Raw genomic sequence first — 22,614 nt, forward strand, 5'->3', positions numbered from 1 at the left:
GCCTGGTTCAATTCTTAGGTGGAAAACGCGCGTACCTTTGCGCGGTTGGAACCGGCCGCACCGCTTGCACCGCCGCTTACCCCACGCCGCGCAGCAACCCCTGCCCGGGCTTTTTTACGATGTGTAACGAAATGCAACTGGTAGCCGGGTATTAGTCACGACAAGGGACCAATTTTACGATACAAGCGATTACATTTATGTCTTATTAGCAATTTTTTTGTAAAAGATTCTTAGCCAGAGGATATACCACTGGTTACTTGGACAAGACACGGTGCGTCGCGACAAGGCTGCGGTGCTGCAACCAATTTGTGAAAATGTATAGGGGATTAACTTTCCTTTGGGTCCAGAAGGCGATATACTATATTATAATATTTTGACGTAAATTTAGTTATTGGCAGTTCGGGTGGATCCAGTCGTTTGAGCTTTGGGGGGCGCAATGGATATGATGGATATGAATGCCACCACACATGTGGCGACCCTGGGGACTGGGCCGCTAAGCGGGTCGGTGTGGTTTGCGCAGCTTGTGATCTCGTTTATGTTTGCGGCAGGTTTTATCACATACTATCGCCAGATCTGGCGGTACGTGCTTTCTTTGCAAAAAGATAAGCCGGTAATTGCTTGGGTTGCGCGCGTGGTGATCGTTTTGGTGGCGATCGGCATCGGTACCGCCTTGCATATGGTCGGCTGGCTGGTGTTCACCAATGCTTCCGGGTTGATGTTTCATAACATGGGCTTGTTTGTCTTAACGTTCATTTTGTTGGACGGGCATACCACATGGTGGGAATTTCTGATCCGTGTGGTTGGCGTTGCCAATGTTTGGGAAATGCACCATATGGGGTATTTTGATCGGCCGGAGTTTGCCATTTCGGTGATCGGCGCGCTGATCGGGATCTTCGTGTTGCGGCATTGGCGCGATCAGATCCGCTACCAAGTGGTGCGCCATGTGCTGGCGTTTCTGTATTTGGGATCGTGTTTCTGGCTGCTGCTGCCGCCGCATTCGGCGGGGTTGACGATCACGCCGATCATCACGGTGCAGGCGCTGGCGATGTATTTGGTCATGGTGATCGTCACCGCCATTCAATTGGCGCACGATCATCGCATCGATTTGCAGAATGCCGCCAATGCGCAAATGGCGCAATATGATCAACTCACTAATGCCAAAAGTGCTTCGATTTACCGCCGGGATGTGACGCGCTTCTTCAAAGAGGCCCATGACGGCGGCCACCATTTAACGGTGGCGGCGATCGATATCGATCACTTTAAACAAATCAACGATCACTATGGCCATTTAGTCGGCGATGATGTGTTGATCGGCGTGGCCAGCACCATTGATCATGCCTTGCGGGCCAATCCCGGGACGCATTCGCTGTATCGCACCGGTGGCGAAGAGTTCAGCATCGTATTTCTGGATGAGTCGCTGCATGCGGTGCAAGAAATCGTCACTGCGGTATGGCGCGCGGTGCAGCAGCAGCAATTTGACGCGGGAGAATATAGCGTGCGCACCACCTTGTCCATTGGGGTGGCAGAACTTCAGCCAGGTGACACGCGCTTTGATGATGTGTATGCGCGCGCTGATGCCAGCTTGTATCAAAGCAAGCACAACGGCCGCAATGCGATCACCATCAATGATCGCACCATCAACAAGCATGCGAACCATCATGTGATGGCCACACGGACCTTGATCAGCCAGAATGTGTTGGTTACCCAAGACTTAAACGCCGCGCCGATCGCCCAAGAAGTGTTGTTGGCACGGTATGAATACGGCCATGACCGCTGGAACTTCCCCACGGTGTTTGTGATTCCGTTGGCGGTGCAGCTGAATTACATCAGCGACTTGCTGGCAGCAGGCGGCTGTCCTAGGATCATGATGCATTTAACGCAGCGGCAGTTTGCCGCGCAAGAAACGCTGGATATCTTGAAGCAATATTGGGCCAGACATCCTGAACTCATCGATTTGCAAGTTGAGCTGGATTTTCACTGCGACGTGCTGCAATTGGCCGCTTGGGCGCCGCGCTATCACGCCGCTGGGTTAAGCGTGGGCATGATCAATGTCGATGGCAAACAACCGATGTCAGCGTTCAATACGCGCTTGCAGTATCTGGATGTGTTTAAGATCAACTGTGATGTGATGCGCCAGCGTTATCCGCAAGGTTTCACCGCTGCAGATGAAGCTAACTGGCGCCATTACTCGCCGAATGCGCAGGTGAAATTCATCGTTTCCGGCATTGAAAACAGTGTCGACGCTGAATTTGCCATGAAAGTCATCAAAGCCCCATACTTACAAGGCTATTATTTTGACCGCCCAGAACTGCCGCGTCTGGCCTAACCCAAAAATGCTGCTGGCTTTGCAATTTAATGCAAGCCAGCAGCATTTTTGTCGTCAATTAACGTTCAGCAACCATTTGCAAGAACAGTGCATGCAGCCGTGAATCTTCGGTGAGTTCCGGGTGGAAGGCGGTGACCAGCAAGTGGTGATAACGCGCGGCGACAATGCGGGTGTTGTCAATGGTGGCCAACACCGATACCGCGTCATCAACCGCGCTGTAATACGGTGCGCGGATAAACACCGCCGGATATGGTGCCGCTAAGCCGGCGACGTTCAGATCAATTTGGAAGCTGTCGATTTGGCGGCCGAAGCCGTTGCGCAAAACCGTGGCAGGCAAAGCCGCCAAAGCGTCAGGCTGGGCCAGCAACACCATTCCCGCACAAGTGCCAAACACCGGCAGGCCTTGGGCAATCAAGGCTTTCAGCGGTTCAAGCATCGCTTCGCGGATCAAGAGTTTCTTGATTGTGGTGCTTTCGCCGCCAGGGATGATCAAGCCAGCTAAACCTTCAAGGTCTTGCGGGGTCAACACCAGTTTAGTGGTGGCGCCGAGTTGTTCGAGCATGGTGACATGTTCTGAAACGGCGCCTTGCAGCGCCAATACGCCAATTGTTGTCATGCTACAGGCCTCGCTTGGACATCTTGTCCGCTTCGCTTAAGGTGTTGAGCTCAATGCCGCGCATCGGGGCGCCTAAGTGCTCAGAGACTTTGGCAATCAAGGCGTAATCAGTCGGATGCGCGGTGGCCGTCACAATGGCTTTGGCGAATTTCTCGGGATTCTCAGACTTGAAGATCCCGGAACCGACAAAAATGCCATCGGCGCCAAGATTCATCATCAACGCGGCATCTGCCGGCGTGGACACGCCGCCTGCTGCAAAGTTGACCACTGGCAGCTGGCCGCTTTCATGCACGCCTTGCAGCAAGTCCAGCGGCACGCGGTAGTCGCGGGCCAACGTCACCAGCTGATTGTCCGCTGCGGCATGGACTCGGGCGATGTCTTCGTTGACTTGTTCCATGTGGCGCACGGCTTCGACAATGTTGCCGGTACCTGGTTCGCCTTTGGTGCGCAACATCGACGCGCCTTCAGCGATGCGGCGCAAGGCTTCGCCCAAATCACGACACCCGCAGACAAAAGGCACCTGGTAGGTGGTTTTGTCGATGTGATATTTCTCGTCGGCCGGGGTGAGCACTTCAGATTCATCGATGTAATCCACGCCGATGGCTTCGAGGATGCGGGCTTCGGCAATGTGGCCGATGCGGGCTTTGGCCATGACCGGAATCGAAACGGCGGCCATGATATCTTGGATCATTGCTGGATCAGACATGCGCGCAACCCCACCGGCAGCGCGAATATCTGATGGCACCCGTTCCAAGGCCATCACCGCCACAGCCCCTGCGGCTTCTGCGATTTTTGCTTGTTCGACATTTGCGACGTCCATGATGACGCCGCCTTTTTGCATTTGCGCCATGCCGCGCTTAACTAATGTTGTACCAGTTTCTACCATGTCTTGACCTCCACTTGTGTGATGTGTTCACTATATGGTAGGCTGAAGCCATTGAATACCACCAATTGGCTGGGATTATTCCCATCCAATTTGGTGAACGTGGTTGGAAGCGGGCCGGGCAAGGGTGGCTGCGCGGCGTGGGGCAAGCGTCAGTGCAGGCGGCGCGGCCGGTTCCAACCGCGCTTGAGAACGCGCGTTTTCCACCTAAGTTTCAAGCCCCGCATCGCCGCGCTGCCTGCGCCACCGCTTGCCCCACGTCGCGCAGCAACACCGGTCCGGCTCTTTTCCCCTTCACCGTCATTAAGGAGGCGGCTTATGCAATGGCAACTACCACAAAGTGAGCACCCGGCTTATTTGCGGGTGATCAACTTGATTGAATCAAGCATCAACAACGGCACCTTGCTGCCAGGCACCCGCCTGCCGGCTGAGCGGCGGCTGGCGGCGCTTTTAGGCGTCAATCGCTCCACGATTCAGCGCGCGTTAGCCGAATTAGTTGCGCGCGGCATGTTGTTGCGCAAAGTCGGCGCCGGCACCTGGGTCAACCCTGGCAAATGGGGTGTACAAGCACCGGTGGCTTGGCATGATTACCTCAACACCAATCGCCTCAGCGGCCCAGAGCCTTATGCCGTGCGGCTGGCGGCACTGCAACACGAATCTGACGCGATCGATTTGGCCAACTCTACCGTTGCAGCAGATCTGGCTTTGCCCATCAGCAGTGCCGGCTTATCTTTGGCGGCATTGGTCCAACAAGAAGCGGCCATGGACATGACTGGGCTGCTGGAGTTGAAACAAGCCTTGATCCGCCAGCGCGGCTTAGCCGTCAATCCGCAACAAGTCTTGATCACCAGCGGCGCGCAACAAGCTTATTATCTGATCGCGCAAGGTTTGTTGAGCCAAGGCGACGCGATTGCAATAGAAGCGCCGTCGTATTTCTATCAGCTGACACTTTTTCAAGCGGCAGGGATCCGGGTGTATGGCGTGCCGCGCATTGGCGGGGCGTTAGATCTTGAAGCGTTAAGCATGGTGTATCACCAACATCACGTGCGCTTCTTGTTTGTCGATCCCACCGGGCAGAACCCGACTGGCACCACCATGAGCTTGGCAGAGCGCCAAGCGTTGTTGGCACGCTGTCGCAGCTTGCAGCTGCCGATCGTTGAAGATGATCTGCTGGGTTTGGTGCCAGGGCCTAAGACCTTGCCGGCATTATATCAGCTGGATCCGCAGAATGTGTTGTTGATCGGGTCGCTGTCGTCTTTGATCGGACCGCATGCGCGGATCGGCTGGCTGATTGCGCTGCCTGGGGTCGTTTCGCGCTTGGCACAGATCCGCCAACAAATGGAAGCGGAGATCTCGGTGTTTCCGCAGCAATTGGCGACGCAGTTTCTCAAACAAGCAGACTTTAATGACGCTGTGGCGCACCAACAAGCACAATTGGCGATCAGACGCCAAGCGCTTGAGTCGGCACTGCTGCCTTTTGTCGCAGAAGGCACGCTGAGTTTTGCCCAGCCGCAAGCCAATAACCACTTATGGGTGCACTTGAATGTGCCAAGACAGCTGAAAGCCGGCGACTATCAAGCCTTCTTGCAAGCACGGGTGCTGGTGCGGCCGGATTGGCTGTTTGGCACGCGTGAGAACTGTGTGCGCATGAGTTTTGCCCGTTTTGACCCGTTGCTTGGCCATTTGCTGACGGCGCGGTTGGCGACGATTTTCGCTTCGTGGCGTTAAGGTTCATTGGCGACATCTTTCAGCAAAGTATACACATGCGCGTCGACTTGTTTGCTTTGGTCCAATAGCTGAGTAAACACCCGCTGCCAAGCATTGCCGCCAAAAGGCAACACAGTGGCTACAGCGGTGTTGCGCAGTGCCAGGACCATCAAGCCCAGCGCCAAGGCTTCCAAACTGGTGAGGGCTAGCGGCTGGGCGAATAGTGAGAAGCGATTAGGCAACAAGCGCGCCAAAGTCGTCACCCGCGGCAATAGCCGCGTTAGGCGGTATTGGTTATAGCCTTGCGCTGCAGCCAGCACTGATTGGGATAAGAAGCGGGTCAATTCGCGGCGCTGGGTGTAGCTTAATGCCACGGACATGGTTTCTGGCGTTTGGGTTAGCACCGGGATCGGCGGCAAGGTGTGCAGCCGGCTGTGGATGGTTTGATGATGTACGCCAAATAGCTGGATCTGGCGCAAGGCTTCAATAGCCACCAGTAAGGCTGGCGGATAACGGCGGATCGCTTCGATGAATAATTCGGCGTAATAAACCAAATCGTCTTCTGACACGAATAAGCGTTTCGGCGCTTCAACAACAGACTGCGGTGTCAAGGTGTCACGCAAATCCGGTGGCACCGGCGCATCAAGGATCTGAGCTTGGATCAACAGCAGCTCACGTTGCGGCACGGTTAAAGTCAACGCATAGCTTTCTTGCATCACGCACACCCCTTTGTGAGTGGGTCTTTGAGTTATCTGCTACTCATAGCGTACAACGACCAAGGCGGCCAGCGCCAATTTTACGCATGTGAAAGTCGGTGCAACCACAATTCGGGCGCGCCAAATGCAACTGAATATGGGTATAATTGGGTCGAAGGGATGTGAGGGGATGCTGTGGACATTATTAGCCTATGTGGCGGCGATCGTCACCAATTTAATATTATTTAGCGGCGTGTTGGCGCTGGTGTATTGGATTGGTGAGAAGCAATCTGGCTGGATGAAAAGGTTCCATGACATCCTTCAATATGGCAGCTGTTGGCTGTTTCTGTTGTATTTGGTGATGATGGCGTTAGTCGATGGCCATCAAGCTCCGCATTTCACTGGGGACCATTGGACTTATTTCAACTTGCTGATCATCGCCGGCTTCGTGTTTAACTTGCTGATGGTATCTTGGATCTATTGGCTGGGATCAGTGGCCTTGATCGTGGGGTATTTGTGGTTTGTCGTGGGCATGCCGACGCCGCTGCAATTGGCCTTGACTGTGATCGGGGCTGGGGTCGCCGGTTTGTTGGCACTGCGCGGTTCGCGCTTGTGGGCCAAGCGCTGGGTGATTTATCCGTTGATGGCAGTGTACGGCATCGCAACGATGGCGGTATTAGCCAACAGCGCCAGCCCCAAGCCGCCTGAATTCTGGTTGCGGCAGGTCAGTTCATTGATTATTGAATTTGTGATCTGTTATGAATATGCGCGGATGCTGGTGAAATTGCGCATCATGAATAACCGCTATCGCGAAGAAGCGGTGCGCGATCGCATGACTGGGCTGAAGAATTTCGGGACTTTTAACACTGAACTACAAGCGCTTTACCACAAGCATCATCAAGCGCCAGGCGGCTTTTGGCTGTTGGAGTTGGATGTGGATCACTTCAAGCATATCAACGATACTTATGGCCATTTGGTGGGCAACACGGTGTTGGAAACCGTGGCCAAAGAAACCCGCGCTTTTGCCGCCACCTTGCCTGATGAAACGGCGGTGTATCGCATGGGCGGTGAGGAATTCTGCTTGCTGGTGCATAGCGATTGCCAAGATCAACAAGAAGCTGCCCAAATTGCCCAGCGCTTGCGCAAGCGCTTGAGTGCGCTGCCTTTTCACGGGGAGCATGGCGAAAGCTTCACCATCACCGTGTCGCTAGGCGCCACGCAAGCGCAAGCCAGCGACGAACATTATCTGGATATTTATAATCGCGTCGATCAATACCTTTATGCCGCCAAGCACGCCGGGCGCGACGGGTTGAACATCAACGGCCAACTAGCCAAGTGACAAAAGTGTTCGTGGCACAGCGCCGCCAACATGCGATAATAGAATCAACACAGATATGGGAGGGTTCAACATGCGCAAAGCAATCGTCGGAATCATCGTGTTGGTGATCGTCGCCTTTGGTGGTTACAAGGCTTATAGTTATTGGAACACCACCTACAATGGGGTGACCAGCTACGCGGTGGTGCAATCTGCCGCCAAGCACAAGTCCAAAACCGATAACGGTGCCGATTACAAAAAGAATGGTCAACAAGTTTACTACTATAAGTATGACCTCACTTGGGCGGATGCTTCAGGCCACACCAAGCAAGTAGACTGGGAATCGACTGAAAGTACCGATCCAAAACCGTTAGCGCCAGGCAGTTATCTGAAGGCCAAAGTCTCCGCCAAGCGCGTGACCCAAGGCCCAAGCGTTGTCGCCAAGTCGCAGGTGCCAGCCAAGGCATTGGCAGCGTTAGAATAAGGCGCTCTGGTTCGTCGAGCTGCGCAAAGCAACGCGATTGTGTATAAGTCGTGACGCCGCCAAGGCAAAGAGCGCCTTTGCGTCATCCCGCCTTATACGCATCGCTAAATGCGCTTTGCTCCGCTCTGGTTCGTCGAGCTGCGTGGCGCAACGCGGCGTGATATAAGTCGTGACGCCAATTGGGCAAAGAGCGCCCAACTGTCATCCCGCCTTATATCCACCGCTAAGTGCGCGCCACTGCGCTTTGGTTCGTCGAGCTGCGTGGCGCAACGCGGGTGCGGCTAGCTACGTCACCGAACTCGGGGCAAAAAGCGCCCCAAGCACGGTGACTTGGCTATCCGACCCGCTAAGTGCGCGCCACTGCGCTCTGGTTATACGACAAACCCGCCTGGCGATCGATCGCCAGGCGGGTTTGTGTTTGTGTAAGGCTGGAAATCTGCGCATGATCCCCAGTCATTACGATAGTACTTTGTGACTATCTGAGGTCAATATAGCACGCAACTAAAATATTGGCAAAGATTTTGCTGGCGCTTTGCAAATTCTTAGTAGTTCAGATCCAACTGGCGATCTGGCAGGTTCGTGTCTTCCAGCATGTCTTGAACATGGCGCTTAAGCGTGGCGTTGTGCATCACCGCGGAATAGCCGGGCAGTTGCTTCAAGCTGGCCAAGCCTTTGCTGTCGGCGCCGGCGAAGAAGCGCCAGTTTAATTCCGCCAAGAAATTCGTGGCGTTGCGCAAGTCAGCACCAGTAAGCCCGGCTTCTTTGGCTTGTTGGAAAACGATTGGCAGCGCTTGGGTGTCAATGAATTGCGTCTTCAAATGCTGCTGATAATGACGCAGCGGCCCGCGGTAATTGGTTTTCAATACCGGCGTCAGATCTTGGTTTGCGGTGCGGTAGCGGAAGTGATTTTTGGTTAAGGTTACCACGCCAAAGATGCCAGGTGTTTGGGTGAAGCTGGCAGAGATGATCTCTTTGATGGCGTACTTACCGTCAGGATCGGCGCTGATGTCTTGAGCGTGGATGTGGCCGGAAAACACCACCGGCACCTGGTATTTGGCCAAGAGCTTGCGCAGGCTGGCGGCGTTGTCCAATACCCAGCCGTCAGAGACATGGCTGGAGTGCACATATAAGTTGTGGTGCATGAACACCAAGGTTTTGCGGCCTTGCGCTTGGGCTTTGACCAACCGCGCTTGGATCCACTGCAAGCTGGCAGCGCGCAGCCTGCCGCCGGTGTTTGGGGCCAAATGCGAAGGCTGGACGGTGTAGTTGTTGTCATCTAACATCAGCAATTGATAATCTTGATTCAAGTTCACCGCATAGCTTAACGAGTTGCCGTCTTTGGCCGCGGCGTGATCGTAACCATCATGGAAAATGCTTTGCCAGTCGTTGGGACTGATTTGCGCCACCGGCAATTGGTCTTTGCCGCTGAATTTGCGGGCCCAGCCATCGTAGATATCGTGGTTGCCGGGGATGATCAACAAGCGGATGCCGTGTTGTTCAAGCGGCGCCAAGCGCTTGGCGATGCTGTGCGCGCTGGCTAATTCGCCATTGAAAGTGACATCACCGGTGATGATCACCGCCGTGGGCCGCGCTTTGATGGCGGCATGCACGAAGGCTTTAATGGCGATTGGCTGGTCTTTCAGGTCTTTGCCTGCGGCGCTGCCTTGGATCCATTGAAACGCCTGCTTGTTGTCATGCAAACTTGGCGCGATAAAATGGGTATCTGAAGTCACCCATAATACCGGTTTCGTGTTTTGTGTCAGTTGCGGTTCGCCGCTGGCTTGCAAGGGATAATAATGGTGCAAACCAGTCGCAAAGGCCAGCATTGCCAGCAAACTGGCAATGATCATGGTGATATGTCGTTTCATAGATATTTGCTGCCTTCCTTGATCGCCAGTTTGCGCATTTGCGGCCGTGCTTGAATAAACGCCTGCACCCAAGCGGCATCGACTTTGCTATATTGGCGCAAAGCCCAGCCGATTGCCTTTTGGATGAAGAATTCATCTGTCGTTAGATCTGCATCAATAGCTTGTGTCAACAAGGTCAAGTTCGTGTCAGTCTTGGCTTGCAGCTGCAAGGTGATGGCGACACGACGCAGCCAGAAGTCGCTTTGGCCAAAAAACAGCGCCCACACATCAGGCAATTGCGCCGGATGCAGCGCCACATAATCCCAAAACAAAGGCCGCCATGCATCTACCGTGTCCCACCAAGGTTTAACGGTGACAAATCCCGCCAGCTTGGTCAGCTCTGTGAACGTATATTGGCGCACATGATGGCGAGCCAAGTCGATGGCGGCATATTGGTACTCGCGAGCGTCGCAGGCGTATAATTCGGCGACTTGAGCGAGGATTTGTTGGCTGGACCAAGTTGCCGCAGCTTTCAGCAATGGCTTGGTTTCGGCTTTGCGCTGCGGTGTCTTGAGCCCGGCAAACGGGAACTGGTTGCGCATGTATGCGGCCATGTGGCTGGCATTATCGGCATTGGTCGTAAATTGCAGATCAAACATGAGGTGTGCTCCTTTGCGGTAATGTCTTTATTGTACGCATTGGCCAAGACTGTGCGCAATGGGTGCGTAGTCAAAAGCGCGTTATTATTGTTGCGACCAGATTGCCCGTTTCCTATCGTCGGCTATGAGACCAACGACGCGTAAAAATCGTCGATGTCGCGCATGTCTTGGATGATACCGCTTATCCAGCTGGGAACTGTGTTGCAGCGGCTCTCGGCGGTGAAACTATTTGCCCTATTTCATTCTACCCGTAGCGGCTCCGGCTGCTACGGGTATGAATCGCGGTGCAGAACCGCTTGCGTTACTTGGCGTTGAAAAATGTCTCGCGACTATGTGACTGATGGCCTGCCCACATAAGTATAAATTCTGACGGCGTTTGCGATTTAACAGGCCAATCTGATGAGCTGAACATATGGAAAACTTTAACGCATCTTCCGCATGGGGACTTGGACAATTCCGAGAAAATGGGACGCTTAGTTTTAGCAGTCACAGAAATGAGACAATCTCCGAGGGGCAGCTGAGAAAACTCGATATAAAGACTACACTTGTCATTTACAAGCTTTTTAATTGGCGAAAGCGTTTTCCAAGAGCGTACTTTGCATGTCCAGAATTTGTCCTTTGGGAGGGTGAAGGCTTTGTGGTAACAAAGTGAAACTGAAATTGATTATGCTTTGGTATATATGTTAATGGCGTGCAGTTTGTTAAGCAAAGTGAGGTGGTTGTATTGAGACTACACTGGAAAAAGTTGTTCGCATTGAGCTTCACCGTGTTAATTATTGCTGGGTTGCTGATTATGAGCATGCCGACTGATGATAATAATTGGTCGTTCATCCTGAGTGCGATTAGTGCAGCGATCATTGGTTGTGCTGTCGTTGTAGATCTCGTACAATCCTATCGACAAGCCCCTAAGCATGGTGAGAATGAGGCTGGAAATAATCAGATTAATCGGAGCCGATGGTCGACAGCTGATCGGATCATATTAGTTGTTGGTGGGCTAACTGCGGTATCGGGCATATATAAGCTCTGGCTGCTGATTGCTGCTGGTCATTAGCTTAGCTTGAGGCGATTTTTCTTCGTCGAGCTGCGTGGCGCAACGCGGGTGCAATTAGCTACGCCCCCGCACTCGCGGCATAGTGCGCCGCAAGCACGAGGGCTAGGCTAATTGACCCGCTAAGAGCGCGCCACTCCGCTCTGGTCCAAAAAAATCGCCCGTGCTAGTTTTCAAACTAGCACGGACGATTTTTGTTTTCAGCAGTCAAGCTGCCGAGTAGTTATGATTAACGCTTCAACGTTGCGCCAACATAGTTGTACATGCCGGCTGGGCTGTAAGTGGCGCCCTTCAAAGCAGGGTTGATCAAGTGAGCGGAAACACGTTGATACAATGGCACAACGCCTTGGTCCTTCATCAGGATCTGTTCGGCTTGCTTCAAGTCATCATAACGCTTAGTAGCGTTAGTGGCATCAGCACCCTTAGAGGCGGCAATCAAAGCATCGTATTGCTTGTTGGACCATGAACCGTCGTTGTAAGCACCGCCGGTAGTGAAGAGATCCAAGAAGCTGATGGCATCTGGGAAGTCAGCAGACCAGCCGGTGATGACCATCTGGAAGTCCTTAGAAGCAGAACGAGCCAGACGAGTCTTGAATGGTAAGGCGTTGATCGTTACCTTCAAGCCGTCAAGTTTCTGTAAGGCGTTTTGCAGGTATTCAGATGTGTTCTTAGAAGCGTCAGTATCGTCACAGTTCATGGATACAGTTAAGCTGGAGACGCCGGCTTCTTTCTTGCCTTCGTCCCAAAGCTTCTTGGCTTGGGCTAAGTTGTAGTCGGTGTAAGTGCCGGTTTCGCCTTTGGCAGCGTCTTTGGCAAAGTCAACAGAGGTGTCTTTAGGTTCCGTGAACAAGCCTTGCGGGGTCACAGTCTTGGCTGGGATCGACGAATCTTTGATGACAGACTTGATGAAGCCTTCGCGGTCGATAGCCATGGAGATTGCCTGACGGATCTTGGCGTTCTTGAAGGCAGGCACTTTCTTCTCGTTGAGTTCAAGATAGAAGGTGGCACTTTCTTTCAAGCCTTTGTAGTCTTTGTTGGACTTGGCTTGCGCAGCTAAGGAACCAGACAAGCTGGCATCGTCAAGCTTACCAGACTTGTATAAGTTGTTGGCAGTCGAAGGATCCTTGACCACTTGGGTTTGGATGTTCTTGACCTTGACGTCTTTGGCATCCCAGTACTTCGGGTTCTTGGTTTCAGTCCAAGTGTTACCAGTACCGTTCCAAGTCTTCAACGTGTAAGGGCCGTTAGTCAAGATATACTTAGCTTGCGTACCATACTTCTTGCCGGCCTTGTCGACCATGGACTTGGCTTGTGGGAAGAAGACAGGGTTGACCATCATCGTGTTGAAGTAAGGTAATGGCTTCTCCAAGGTAACCGTCAAAGTATAATCGTCAGTTGCTTTGACACCCAACGTGGAAGGTGCTTTCTTGCCGGCCATGATGGCATCGGCATTCTCAACCCCAGAGAAGAGGTAAGCATATTGGGACTTGGTCTTAGGATTGACCGTCCGTTTCCAGCCATAAACGAAATCCTTGGCAGTAACGGCCTTGCCGTTGCTCCAAGTAGACTTGCGCAGATGGAACGTGTAAGTCTTACCACCATTAGTCGGTTCAACGACTTTCGTGGCCAAAGCAGGTTCAAGCTTTGAGCCGTTGTAACGATACAAACCTTCCATGGTATCAACCAACTGCTGTCCGCCGATGACATCGGTGTTGGTAGATGGGTCCATGGTGGAAATTACGTCGCCGACCATGCGTGTCCAAGTGTCTTTCTTTGAATCGCTGCTGCTGGAGGATTTACCCCCGCAGGCAGCGAGTAAGGCGGCGGATGCTAGTAATACGGCGCCGGCCGTCAAGCCCTTCTTCATCTTCATAAAATGTGCCCCCTAATGTTTATGCTTTCAATTTAGATTAAAATTGGATGAAAGTCAACTCTAAACTCAAATTATCGGACACATTTTGGTCATAGAACGTTCATAATTGTCTAGTTAACGCAATCAACTGTCATCAAATCATGGAAAAAAGGTACAAAATTTGGGGTTTGAGCACAATGCGGGCCTGCCGGCTTCTCATTATTCTAATATCGCAGTTAGCTCATGTTGGACCATATTGGCATAAGTTGCGCCGAACTTGTCTAAGTGCACCATCAAGTAGTACAAGCGATAAAAAGCCAGCCGCTTTTGATAGCCAGCATCTAGCGGCAGGTGGGCTTGATAGCTTGCATAGAAGTCTGCGTCAAAGCCGCCAAACACGGTGGTAATGCCGATATCAAATTCGCGATCGCCATACCATGCTGCCGGATCGATCAATGCCGGGCGGCCATCCGCCAAGAACATGTAATTGCCTGACCACAAATCACCATGCAGCAACACCGGTTGGCTATGGCGTTGGCCCAAGGCGGCGACGATCTTGGCACGAGCAGCCAAGAAAGCCGGGCGCATGCCGCCCCATAAATGTTTGGTGCGCAGCGCGGCGTCTAACACATCAAGGCGCTGATTGACGAATAACTCGCGCCAAGACGTTGACCAAGGGTTGGCAAAGCTGACGCTGGTGCCGGCGTATAGCTGGCTGAAACCAAAGCGTCTGCTGGGACTTTGATAGCTGTGCAGCTTGGCGACTAATGCACCGAGGTCGCTTTGCTTGCCAGAGCCTTGCGCCAGGTAATTTAATAAAAGATACGCGTCGCCATAAATCTGGCCATGCGCGATCACTCGCGGCGCAGTGATTTGCGCTTGGGCAAAAGCCTCAAGTCCGGCAATTTCGCCGGCGTAAAAATTTGCCGGTTGTTGCGGCTGCACCAATAAGAAATATTCGCCATCAGCGGCAGATAGGCGATAGGCTTGATTGACGTCGCCACCGCCGACTGGCACGACGGCGCGGATCTCGGCCAGCGGCAGGCGGGCCAGCCATTTTGCAGATAATGACATAGGCATCCTTCTTTCGTGATTATTATAGCCCAGAGCGAAGCAGCCCGTACTTAGCGGTGGATATAAGACGGGATGACGCAAAGGCGCTTTTTGCCTTGGCGGCGTCGCGACTTATATCACGCCGCGTTGGGCTGCGTAGCTCGACGAATACCACTGCATAACAAGCGGGGGACTTAGTCTTGGTCAGGCCCGGACAGGTGTTGTTCCGGAGCGTGGTGCGGCAAGCCGGCGCAGGCGGTGCGGCCGTCTGCAACCGCGCAAAGTACGCGCGTTTTCCGACTAAGTTTAACGCCCTGCATCGCTGCGCTCACCGCAGGTCGTTAAACTTGCCGCGATCAGTACAGCAGGCCAAGCACAAACCACTTGTCTTGCTGTACTGATCGTTTCACGGCCTGACCGGCTTGCCGCACCACGTTCCTACGCACCACCTGTCCTACGTCGTCGAAGCAGGCCCTTGATTGGCTTGGCTTGGCGCCAATTATCAACTGTCATGAGGACCGATTATGGTAACATTTTAAAGAACGTCTGATCGACTAGATACAATACCGGACCAAAGCGGTAACATGAAGAAAATAGTCTGAACAAACGCGCTGGCAGTTTGCCAGAAAGGTCGTGGAAGCATGTTGCAACAAACAACTTATGCGTCACCATTAGGCAATTTGACGCTGTTAGGGTCAGCGACGGCATTGTATGGGGTTTGGTTTGAGGATCAAGCTTATTATGGTGGTCAATTTGACTTGACGGCGACACCAGTTGGGGATAACGCCAGCTTGCAAGCCACGCGGCAATGGCTGGATGCGTATTTTGCTGGGCGACAATTGCCGCGGCCAAATCTGCATTATTCTGGTACGCCGTTTAGACAGCTGGTGCAACAAGCGCTGGTCGCTATTCCCTATGGCAAAACCGTCACCTATCGCGACTTAGCTGAGCAATTGGCCAAAGCTGGCCATCATACTTCGCCGCGGGCCATTGGCGGGGCAGTGGGCCACAATCCGTTGAGTTTGGTGGTGCCGTGTCATCGTGTCGTCGGCGTGGACGGCAGCTTGACTGGTTATGCTGGGGGCATCAAGCGCAAGCAAGCCTTGTTGCAACTCGAAGGGGCGATTTAACGACGCCATATTGCCTGGGAAATAAACCAGCACGACCATTATTGATAAGATTGGCCGCCGCTAAGCGTGGCATGACTAAATATTGGCTGATGCCACATTTGGTTGCTCGCTTTTGCGGCGGTTTTTGGGTACATTTATAGTATCTTGAAAGCGTATCAAAAGGAAGTGACGCATATGGACCTAGGCGATCGGCTGCGGGCGATTCGGCGGGAGAACGTCTTGACCCAACAAGACATCGCCGATGAATTGCACGTCAGCCGCCAGACGGTGTCAGGGTGGGAAACCGGGCGCAGTTATCCGGATATCACCAGCTTGATCACGCTGGCGGAAACTTATCATCTCTCATTAGACACGCTGTTATTGGAAGACAGTAAAGTCACTGCCGATTTGGTCAAGCAAGACCAGCAGCGAAGAGAAGCGCGCATGGTGTATTACGCGGTGTATGCCGTTGATCTGGTGTTAGTGGGGTTGGTGGTGTTGAACGCGTTGAAAATCGCCGGGTTTATTCTGCCGGCAGGTGCGCAGTTGGTGTTAACGGCTTCAATGGTGCTTAACACCTTGGCACTAGGGCCGAGTTATCGGCGCTATCGGTTATTGATGCACAAGAAAGTGGATCAAACGCTGACGCTGGGCAATTTTGTCCTTAGTGTCTTGGTGGTCGTGGGGTTGTGCGGGTTGATGTACGGCGTGTTAGGCGGCTTCAGTGCAGAGTTCTGGGGCGGTTTAATTGGCGGCAGTGTGGCACTGGTGGCCATAGTGGTTTATCATCGCGTGCGGTTTGGGCCGATGCGTATGACTTGGAAGATCAGGTAGGAGGAGTTTATGTTAGAAGTGAAGCATCTCACCAAGCGCTTCGGCGATATGGTGGCAGTATCTGACGCCAGTTTCGTCGTTAAGCCAGGCGAGATCATGGGCTTGATCGGGCAGAACGGTGCCGGCAAAACGACGACGTTTCGCATGATCTTGAATTTCATCGAGCCGGATTCAGGGACTGTTTCGTGGCTTGGTCACAAGCTGACTCAAGCCGATTACAACGCGCTGGGTTATTTGCCGGAAGAACGCGGTTTATATACCAAAATGCGCGTGGAAGATCAGATCATGTACTTCGCGCAGCTGCGCGGGATGAAAGCCCGCGACGTGCGGGTGCAAATCGATGAGTGGATGCGGCGTTTTGAAGTCAAAGGCAAGCGCACCGATAAGGTCAAAGATCTTAGCAAAGGCAACCAGCAGAAGATCCAATTGATCGCCGCATTGATCCACATGCCGCGCTTGGTGATCTTGGATGAGCCTTTTACCGGCTTGGATCCGGTGAATGCGTCGATTCTAGAAGACGGCATCCGCATGTTGCGCGATGACGGGGCGGCGATCATCTACTCCAGCCACAACATGGGCAATGTCGAAACCTTGTCAGATCACTTGATCATGTTGCGGCGCGGGGCCGTGGTGTTAAGCGGCGAAGTCGGGCAGATCCGCCAAAGCTTCGGCCGCACGAAGCTGTTTATTCAATCCCCATTGACCAAGGCTGAACTTGAAGCTTTTGCCGGGGTGGTCAAGGTCCAGCCAAGCGGTGCACGCCAAATTGTGACGCTAAGCGACCCAGAGGCCGGCAAGGCGATTTTTGCCGCGGCGACGGCTGGCGGGTATATTCCTGAATTCAGCCAGCAGCCGCCGACGCTTGATGAGATCTTCCGCATGAAAGCAGGTGAAGTCGATGAATAAATTCTGGATCGTCACCAAGCAAGTCTACAAGAAAAGCGCCCGCAGCGGCTCGTGGCTGTTCTTAGTGGTGTCGCCGATTTTGCTGGCGGCATTGGTTTTGGGCTTGGCTGGCTTGATGAGCAACTCACAAGACCAAGCCAAACTGGCGGTGGTCAGCCTTGACAGCGCTTGGGTCAAAACAATTGGCAAAGCCACCGACACCAAAGCCCAGATCTATTCACAAAGCGCAGCCGATCAGGCTTTGCGCAAAGAAAAAGTCGATGGGGTATTGAGCTTTACGCCAAGCAATACCGCGTTGACTGCACATTTGGTGACACGCGTCGGCGGCCAAAGCATCGACACAGATGGCTTAAGTGCGGTGTTAAATCAGCGCAGCACCCAAGTAGTGGCTTCACAGTTGAAGTTGAGCCAAGCGCAATTGGCGCAGTTGATGACACCGGCGAAGCTCACCACCACCACTGTGGCCATCAAAGACGGCAAGCAAGTGGCCAAGGACGAAAACACTGATTTGATGAACCGCGGGATCGCTTTTGGCATCACGATCTTGATGATGGTGTTCATGCTGGTGTATGGCAGCATTCTTGCGCAAGAAATCGCCACGGAGAAAGGCTTGCGGATCATGGAGATGTTGCTGTCTTCAGTCAGCGCCACGACCCAATTCTTCGGCAAGCTGTGCGGAATCTTGTTATTGCTGCTGACGCAAATCGCGATTTATGCGGTGGCTGTCGCCGTGGCCTGGCCATTGCTGATGAAACAGAAAATCGTCAAGCAGCTGTTGGATAACTTCGACTTGTCGGCGCTGTTGTCGGTTAACGGCGTGCAGATCTTGCTGTTCTTCTTGGTGGGAACGTTGAGTTATGCGGTGCTGGCGGCATTGACCGGGTCGCTGGTTGCTAATCAAGAACAGGTACAACAAGCCGTGATGCCGCTGTCGATTCTAGGAATGATCGGCTACTTTGGTGCCTTGATGGCCCAAGCCGGCGACAGCACCATCATCCGCATCGGCAGTTTCGTGCCGTTCTTAAGCGCTTCGATCATGCCGGTGCGCGCGACGATGGGCTATGCCACCAGCATGCAGGCTTGGCTTTCATTAGTGATCTCAGTGGCGTTCTTAGGCTTGTTCACTTGGTTTGCAGTGCGGGTGTATCGCGCCAATGTGTTGGTGTACAAGGAAGGCGGCCTAGGCAAAGCCTTGCGGGCGACGTTAACGTTGATGCGGTCGCTGAGTAAATAAACTTGCGGCGAGTCGGTTAGAATCAATGAAAAAGTGCCAGCGTCCCTGATTGTGGAATCGGGGGATGCTGGCACTTTTTTGTGGGGCTGCTTGGGTTTCGGCTATTCGTATTTGTCTCTGCAGTGTGTATCAATACATAAACTGATTCTCATCAAGTGAGTAAACACGATTTATCGATGACTGGCCATCACACCAAGTACTATCCTGATTCGACTATGGTAGGACAGGCATTGCGGAGGTGCGCGGGGAAAGCGGCGGTCAGGCCGTGAAACGATCAGCCCAGAAAGCCTTGAGGTTTGTGCAAGGCTTGCTGGGCTGATCGCGGCAACTTTTGAGATTTGCAAGGCGAGCCGCAGGCGAGTGCAAAGCTCAAAAGTTAGGCGGAAAACACGCGCTTTTCAGCGTGGTTGGAGCCGGCCGCACCGTCTGCACCGCCGCTTTCCCCGCGCACCGGAGCAACGCCTGGCCGAGCCTCAGCCAAGAACCTGAGTCCACGTCTTTTACGCTGTGGTCTTCGTCGAGCTGCGCAGCCCAACGCGATTGCGTATAAGCTGTCCCGAGCTTATGGCAAAGCCCGCCATTAGCTCAGGCCATCTTATACACATCGCTAAGTGCGGGCTGCTCCGCTCTGGCTTTTTTTGCTTGACAAGCGCTTTCACTGCGCGTATCTTGTGGTTAGTTGGTTGAGTAACTAACCAGTAAGGGGGCAGCGGATGCATTTTGAAAGTGATAGCGTGGTGCCGTTGTTTCAACAAATCGCCACGCAATTTGAAGCGGGGATCTTAAGCGGTGCTTTTGCTGAAGAAACGCAGATCCCGTCCACAACACAAGTGTCTAAGGCGTATCAGCTCAATCCCGCCACGGTGCTTAAAGGCATGAACCTGCTGGTGGACGCAGGCTTGATCGAGAAGCGGCGCGGGATCGGGATGTTCGTGGTCAAAGGTGCGCGCCAGCAGTTGCGCAAACAAGCGCAAGCGACCTTCTATCAAGAACAGGTGCAAGCGTTGATCCAAGCGGCTAAGACGTTGGGCATCAGCAAATCGGAGCTGATGGCAGCCATCGAGAAGGGGTGGGCTGATGAATAATCTGCTGCACGCGACATATGTGCCATCGCGCATGATGCGCAACAAGTTCTTAGCGATCCTTAAGCGGGATCTGCGCTATGACTTGAAATGGTGGCTATTGTTCGTTGGCTCTGATGTTTGTTTGGTGGTGCTGTTGGCGTTGGCGCAACATCAAACCCACCTGGTTGCCAATTGGCCCCATGATTGTATGCTGGCTAGCATGCTGGTTGCGGCTTTCACTGTACGATATAGTTTGGGGCTGGGCTTTCAACTGGGGGTCAGTCGAGAGACGATGACCCGCGCCTTGTGGGCGATGTTGCCGATCAGCGCGATTGTGTGCAGCACCGTCATGGTGGCGTTTCAAGCGCTGATCACATACGGTTTAGGAATCAAGACCATTTTCGTCAATGTGGACTTTCCCTGGTTTATGACTGCCGGTGGCTGGGGGACTTCTTGGTGGTACTTGATCGCCTTGATGATGTTCAGCGGTGCGATCGGCGAGTGGGTCGGCGTCATCGGCGCGGGGTATTTGCCTAAGCGGCCTGGGGTGGCGATGCTTCTGGTGATTTTCGTTGCCTCAATCTTGATTGGCGGCTGGTGGTCGATGTTCATCGGCATGTTTAATGCCGGAGTCCCAGAGCTTAAGGCGTTTATCACGACCCATGCCGGGGTATGGATCGGTGCTGAACTGATAGGGGCATGTCTGATGGGGTTGGCTGTCAAAGCCGCGTATCAAGGCGTTTCGATACAAGAGTGAGGAGCATATTGCGATGAGTGAATTAGTGATCACAGATATCCACAAGGACTTTGCCGGCAAGCCAGTGCTGACCGGCGTCACCACGACTTTTCAAGAAGCGACGATTTATGGTTTGCTTGGCCGCAATGGCGTGGGTAAAAGTACTTTGATGAAGATCATCAATAACCGCCTGCGGGTGCGCCGCGGCACCATCACTTTAGATGGCGAGTCGGTGTTTGAGAACGAACGCGCCCAGAATCGTATTTTCTTGATGTCTGATGCCAAGCTGTGGCCTAGCGGAATCAAGATCAAGCAGTTGTTCAAGCTGGTGGGTGAGTTGTATGGCAGCTTCGACACTAAGTTGGCGGCGGAGTTGGCGCGCAAGTTTCGCTTGAACGTGGACGAGCGCTTGGGCAAGCAGTCAACAGGGTATCAAACCATCGCCAACTTGGTGGTCGCCTTGTGCGTGCCTTGTGATTTCGTGTTCTTAGACGAGCCAGTGTTGGGGCTGGATGCCAATCACCGTGAGTTGTTCTATCAAGAGTTTTTGGCCACTTATGCCATGCGCCCGCGAACGTTCGTGATCGCCACGCACTTGATCGAAGAAGTCTCCGGCTTGTTGAGCCATGTGATGGTGATCGACCGCGGCCAGGTCCGTCTGGATGAAGACACGGAAACTTTGCAGCAGCTGGGCCGGGTGGTGAGCGGCCCAGCGGCGCTAGTCGAAGATTACTTAACCGACGTGCCGGTGATTTCCAGCACCCGCTTAGGCGGGATGTTGACGGCGTATACGCTGCACGCGCCACTGCAGCGGCCGCTGCCGGCTGATGTCAGCTTAGATGGCATCCAGTTGCAACGCTTATTTATCGAATTAACTAAAGATGGTGATGAAGATGAAGTATAAAGCGATCACCTTACAGCTGTTGAAAATTTCCGGCCCGCTCAGCGGAATGGGTCTCATATTAATGTTCATATTGATCAATGTGGTGCCCTTCTTCTGGCATGTGATGATCCTCGGCAGAGATTGGCCATGGGCGTGCGGCATGATGGGCTTCGTGTTGGGCATCACGCTGCCAAGTTACGGCTTTGGGCTGGGCTTTCAACTCGGTGTGCCGCGTAAGGTGATGAGCCGGGCAATGGGCAGCGCTTTGGCAGTGACTGCGGCAATTATGGCCACTGGTGCAATGCTGTTGCAAGGCCTCTTCAACGTGCTGACCAATACCTCCGCGCATTGGCTGACTGATCGGCCGCTATGGGCCGTGTGGGGCTATTTAGGGTTGTTGGCAGTCGTGTTTGGTTTTGTCGGGTTGTTGGTGGCGCTGCTGTTTATGCTGCCTAAAAGCAAGCATGGCCGCCTTGGTTTAGGGATACTCGTGGTATTTGGTTACTTAGTTGGCGTGATCGCCGTGGCCATGGTTTTTTATCTGCTCAGTCAGGCGCTGCCTAGCGTGCAGACGCTGGGTCATTATGTCACAGCGCATCTATGGGCGACAGATACGGCGTTGCTGATAGTGGCAGTACTGGTCAGTCTCCTGGCCAAGTGGCTTTACAGCCGGATGAATGTGCCACAAGGAGGCCAGGCATGACTGCAAAAATGCAAGCCTTAGTGCATCAACAATGGCGCTACACCTTATTGCCGCTGGCGGTTGCGTGGCCGGTGTTGTTATTGTGGGTGGTGAGCATGCGGGATTTTGTCACCAACCACCTGATTTATCCTAAAACTACCGTGATGCCGGTGCCGCTGTTAGGCGTGTGGCTATTGGTGGGCTTGATCATCGCCGCCAAGCAAAGTGCGGCCATGATCCGCTATGGCGTGGCTTGCGGGGTCAGTCGGCGCCATATCGCGGCTGGTTTAGCTGTGGTTTGGGCAGCAGGGGCCTTGTTTGTTGCGGTGAGTCTGGGCTTGTGGGAGTTGGCAGATCAGCGCCAAACGCCGAATTCCTTGGCGCAGTTTCATTTGGCAGGCGGCTTAGGCGCAGATATTGGCTTGATCTTCACCTTAATGGTCATTGCGGCATTGGCTGGCAGCTTGCTCACCTTGTTGCCAATGGCGGCAGGGCCGCGCTGGATGAACCTTGTTGGGATGGGGCTGTTCTTGATGGTCGTGATCATTGGCGTGTTAGCGCCGGCGTTGAGTCGACTGGGGTTGTCCACGGCAAGTTTTATCAGCGGCGGGGTGGTTCTGGGCGTGGTACTTGGTGCGGTAAACTTTGCTTTGTTGTTGCATATTGAGCCGTGGTGAAGGT

21 protein-coding genes are annotated in these 22,614 nt (G+C 53.4%); 14 read left to right on the forward strand and 7 right to left on the reverse strand.

All coding sequences use genetic code 11. The features are described from left to right. Positions 1 to 436 precede the first annotated feature (436 nt). A complete protein-coding gene (locus ACGG90_RS06125; protein WP_390407130.1) occupies positions 437 to 2,326 on the forward strand; it encodes a GGDEF domain-containing protein in 1,890 nt (629 codons plus the stop codon). A gap of 58 nt (positions 2,327 to 2,384) precedes the next feature. On the opposite strand, the gene pdxT is transcribed toward ACGG90_RS06125, so the two are convergent. Together pdxT and pdxS are read right to left on the reverse strand one after the other, a co-directional pair. Further along, positions 2,385 to 2,942: a pyridoxal 5'-phosphate synthase glutaminase subunit PdxT gene (gene pdxT, locus ACGG90_RS06130; protein WP_390407133.1), complete on the reverse strand. Its 558-nt coding sequence runs from the start codon at positions 2,940 to 2,942 to the stop codon at positions 2,385 to 2,387. Position 2,943: 1 nt separating this feature from the next. Next, on the reverse strand, positions 2,944 to 3,828 hold the full coding sequence (gene pdxS, locus ACGG90_RS06135; RefSeq protein WP_390407134.1) for a pyridoxal 5'-phosphate synthase lyase subunit PdxS: 885 nt from the start codon (positions 3,826 to 3,828) through the stop codon (positions 2,944 to 2,946). 315 nt (positions 3,829 to 4,143) lie between these two features. Here pdxS and ACGG90_RS06140 point away from each other — a divergent pair, with 315 nt between their 5' ends. Further along, complete coding sequence (locus ACGG90_RS06140; RefSeq protein WP_390407137.1) at positions 4,144 to 5,553, forward strand: aminotransferase-like domain-containing protein; 1,410 nt, start codon at positions 4,144 to 4,146, stop codon at positions 5,551 to 5,553. Here ACGG90_RS06140 and ACGG90_RS06145 read toward each other — a convergent pair. After that, positions 5,550 to 6,248 carry a hypothetical protein gene (locus tag ACGG90_RS06145; RefSeq protein WP_390407140.1) on the reverse strand — a complete coding sequence of 233 codons (699 nt, stop codon included), beginning with the start codon at positions 6,246 to 6,248 and terminating at the stop codon, positions 5,550 to 5,552. The two genes, ACGG90_RS06140 and ACGG90_RS06145, sit on opposite strands and share 4 nt — an antisense overlap. A gap of 169 nt (positions 6,249 to 6,417) precedes the next feature. Here ACGG90_RS06145 and ACGG90_RS06150 point away from each other — a divergent pair, with 169 nt between their 5' ends. Together ACGG90_RS06150 and ACGG90_RS06155 are read left to right on the forward strand one after the other, a co-directional pair. Next, positions 6,418 to 7,566, forward strand: a complete 1,149-nt coding sequence (locus tag ACGG90_RS06150) for a GGDEF domain-containing protein (protein WP_390407142.1) — start codon at positions 6,418 to 6,420, stop codon at positions 7,564 to 7,566. A gap of 70 nt (positions 7,567 to 7,636) precedes the next feature. Next, positions 7,637 to 8,026: a DUF1093 domain-containing protein gene (locus ACGG90_RS06155; protein ID WP_390407145.1), complete on the forward strand. Its 390-nt coding sequence runs from the start codon at positions 7,637 to 7,639 to the stop codon at positions 8,024 to 8,026. Positions 8,027 to 8,568: 542 nt separating this feature from the next. Here the strand turns inward: ACGG90_RS06155 and ACGG90_RS06160 are convergent. Together ACGG90_RS06160 and ACGG90_RS06165 are read right to left on the reverse strand one after the other, a co-directional pair. After that, positions 8,569 to 9,894, reverse strand: coding sequence for a metallophosphoesterase (locus ACGG90_RS06160; RefSeq protein ID WP_390407148.1), 1,326 nt, complete (start codon positions 9,892 to 9,894; stop codon positions 8,569 to 8,571). Beyond that, positions 9,891 to 10,532, reverse strand: a complete 642-nt coding sequence (locus ACGG90_RS06165) for a DNA alkylation repair protein (protein WP_390407150.1) — start codon at positions 10,530 to 10,532, stop codon at positions 9,891 to 9,893. The genes ACGG90_RS06160 and ACGG90_RS06165 overlap by 4 nt, the downstream gene beginning before the upstream one ends. 724 nt (positions 10,533 to 11,256) lie before the next feature. Between ACGG90_RS06165 and ACGG90_RS06170 the strand changes: the two genes are divergently transcribed. Next, a complete protein-coding gene (locus ACGG90_RS06170; RefSeq protein WP_390407152.1) occupies positions 11,257 to 11,583 on the forward strand; it encodes a hypothetical protein in 327 nt (108 codons plus the stop codon). 226 nt (positions 11,584 to 11,809) lie between these two features. Here the strand turns inward: ACGG90_RS06170 and ACGG90_RS06175 are convergent, their stop codons facing one another. Together ACGG90_RS06175 and ACGG90_RS06180 are read right to left on the reverse strand one after the other, a co-directional pair. Further along, entirely contained in the window at positions 11,810 to 13,453 is a 1,644-nt protein-coding gene (locus tag ACGG90_RS06175; RefSeq protein ID WP_390407154.1) for a peptide ABC transporter substrate-binding protein, read from the reverse strand. A gap of 198 nt (positions 13,454 to 13,651) precedes the next feature. Beyond that, positions 13,652 to 14,506, reverse strand: a complete 855-nt coding sequence (locus ACGG90_RS06180) for a fructosamine kinase family protein (protein WP_390407157.1) — start codon at positions 14,504 to 14,506, stop codon at positions 13,652 to 13,654. A 620-nt stretch (positions 14,507 to 15,126) separates the two neighbouring features. Here ACGG90_RS06180 and ACGG90_RS06185 point away from each other — a divergent pair. From ACGG90_RS06185 to ACGG90_RS06225, 9 genes are all read left to right on the forward strand, one after another. Beyond that, the gene (locus tag ACGG90_RS06185; protein WP_390407160.1) at positions 15,127 to 15,615 is read left to right on the forward strand and encodes a methylated-DNA--[protein]-cysteine S-methyltransferase; all 489 of its coding nucleotides are present in this window, start codon (positions 15,127 to 15,129) and stop codon (positions 15,613 to 15,615) included. 174 nt (positions 15,616 to 15,789) lie between these two features. Further along, positions 15,790 to 16,428 carry a helix-turn-helix domain-containing protein gene (locus ACGG90_RS06190; protein WP_390407163.1) on the forward strand — a complete coding sequence of 213 codons (639 nt, stop codon included), beginning with the start codon at positions 15,790 to 15,792 and terminating at the stop codon, positions 16,426 to 16,428. 9 nt (positions 16,429 to 16,437) lie between these two features. Next, positions 16,438 to 17,334 carry an ABC transporter ATP-binding protein gene (locus tag ACGG90_RS06195; protein ID WP_390407165.1) on the forward strand — a complete coding sequence of 299 codons (897 nt, stop codon included), beginning with the start codon at positions 16,438 to 16,440 and terminating at the stop codon, positions 17,332 to 17,334. Then, entirely contained in the window at positions 17,327 to 18,568 is a 1,242-nt protein-coding gene (locus ACGG90_RS06200; protein ID WP_390407167.1) for an ABC transporter permease, read from the forward strand. Before ACGG90_RS06195 ends, ACGG90_RS06200 begins: the two co-directional genes overlap by 8 nt. A 713-nt stretch (positions 18,569 to 19,281) precedes the next feature. Next, positions 19,282 to 19,653 carry a GntR family transcriptional regulator gene (locus tag ACGG90_RS06205; RefSeq protein ID WP_390407170.1) on the forward strand — a complete coding sequence of 124 codons (372 nt, stop codon included), beginning with the start codon at positions 19,282 to 19,284 and terminating at the stop codon, positions 19,651 to 19,653. Then, on the forward strand, positions 19,646 to 20,389 hold the full coding sequence (locus tag ACGG90_RS06210; protein WP_390407173.1) for a hypothetical protein: 744 nt from the start codon (positions 19,646 to 19,648) through the stop codon (positions 20,387 to 20,389). The genes ACGG90_RS06205 and ACGG90_RS06210 overlap by 8 nt, the downstream gene beginning before the upstream one ends. Positions 20,390 to 20,402: 13 nt before the next feature. Beyond that, on the forward strand, positions 20,403 to 21,272 hold the full coding sequence (locus ACGG90_RS06215) for an ATP-binding cassette domain-containing protein (protein ID WP_390407175.1): 870 nt from the start codon (positions 20,403 to 20,405) through the stop codon (positions 21,270 to 21,272). Further along, positions 21,262 to 21,954 (forward strand): hypothetical protein, encoded by a 693-nt coding sequence (locus tag ACGG90_RS06220; RefSeq protein ID WP_390407178.1) that lies wholly within the window; start codon positions 21,262 to 21,264, stop codon positions 21,952 to 21,954. The genes ACGG90_RS06215 and ACGG90_RS06220 overlap by 11 nt, the downstream gene beginning before the upstream one ends. Beyond that, positions 21,951 to 22,610 (forward strand): hypothetical protein, encoded by a 660-nt coding sequence (locus ACGG90_RS06225; protein ID WP_390407180.1) that lies wholly within the window; start codon positions 21,951 to 21,953, stop codon positions 22,608 to 22,610. The genes ACGG90_RS06220 and ACGG90_RS06225 overlap by 4 nt, the downstream gene beginning before the upstream one ends. The last annotated feature ends 4 nt before the right edge of the window (positions 22,611 to 22,614 follow it).

This window comes from Lacticaseibacillus jixiensis (assembly GCF_042847315.1).
Classification (GTDB): Bacteria; Bacillota; Bacilli; order Lactobacillales; family Lactobacillaceae; genus Lacticaseibacillus; species Lacticaseibacillus jixiensis.

Coding starts and splice junctions, on each gene's coding strand:
- ACGG90_RS06125 (WP_390407130.1), top strand. CDS start 437: ATGGATATGATGGATATGAATGCCACCACACATGTGGCGACCCTGGGG.
- pdxT (WP_390407133.1), bottom strand. CDS start 2,942: ATGACAACAATTGGCGTATTGGCGCTGCAAGGCGCCGTTTCAGAACAT.
- pdxS (WP_390407134.1), bottom strand. CDS start 3,828: ATGGTAGAAACTGGTACAACATTAGTTAAGCGCGGCATGGCGCAAATG.
- ACGG90_RS06140 (WP_390407137.1), top strand. CDS start 4,144: ATGCAATGGCAACTACCACAAAGTGAGCACCCGGCTTATTTGCGGGTG.
- ACGG90_RS06145 (WP_390407140.1), bottom strand. CDS start 6,248: ATGCAAGAAAGCTATGCGTTGACTTTAACCGTGCCGCAACGTGAGCTG.
- ACGG90_RS06150 (WP_390407142.1), top strand. CDS start 6,418: ATGCTGTGGACATTATTAGCCTATGTGGCGGCGATCGTCACCAATTTA.
- ACGG90_RS06155 (WP_390407145.1), top strand. CDS start 7,637: ATGCGCAAAGCAATCGTCGGAATCATCGTGTTGGTGATCGTCGCCTTT.
- ACGG90_RS06160 (WP_390407148.1), bottom strand. CDS start 9,894: ATGAAACGACATATCACCATGATCATTGCCAGTTTGCTGGCAATGCTG.
- ACGG90_RS06165 (WP_390407150.1), bottom strand. CDS start 10,532: ATGTTTGATCTGCAATTTACGACCAATGCCGATAATGCCAGCCACATG.
- ACGG90_RS06175 (WP_390407154.1), bottom strand. CDS start 13,453: ATGAAGATGAAGAAGGGCTTGACGGCCGGCGCCGTATTACTAGCATCC.
- ACGG90_RS06180 (WP_390407157.1), bottom strand. CDS start 14,506: ATGTCATTATCTGCAAAATGGCTGGCCCGCCTGCCGCTGGCCGAGATC.
- ACGG90_RS06185 (WP_390407160.1), top strand. CDS start 15,127: ATGTTGCAACAAACAACTTATGCGTCACCATTAGGCAATTTGACGCTG.
- ACGG90_RS06190 (WP_390407163.1), top strand. CDS start 15,790: ATGGACCTAGGCGATCGGCTGCGGGCGATTCGGCGGGAGAACGTCTTG.
- ACGG90_RS06195 (WP_390407165.1), top strand. CDS start 16,438: ATGTTAGAAGTGAAGCATCTCACCAAGCGCTTCGGCGATATGGTGGCA.
- ACGG90_RS06200 (WP_390407167.1), top strand. CDS start 17,327: ATGAATAAATTCTGGATCGTCACCAAGCAAGTCTACAAGAAAAGCGCC.
- ACGG90_RS06205 (WP_390407170.1), top strand. CDS start 19,282: ATGCATTTTGAAAGTGATAGCGTGGTGCCGTTGTTTCAACAAATCGCC.
- ACGG90_RS06210 (WP_390407173.1), top strand. CDS start 19,646: ATGAATAATCTGCTGCACGCGACATATGTGCCATCGCGCATGATGCGC.
- ACGG90_RS06215 (WP_390407175.1), top strand. CDS start 20,403: ATGAGTGAATTAGTGATCACAGATATCCACAAGGACTTTGCCGGCAAG.
- ACGG90_RS06220 (WP_390407178.1), top strand. CDS start 21,262: ATGAAGTATAAAGCGATCACCTTACAGCTGTTGAAAATTTCCGGCCCG.
- ACGG90_RS06225 (WP_390407180.1), top strand. CDS start 21,951: ATGACTGCAAAAATGCAAGCCTTAGTGCATCAACAATGGCGCTACACC.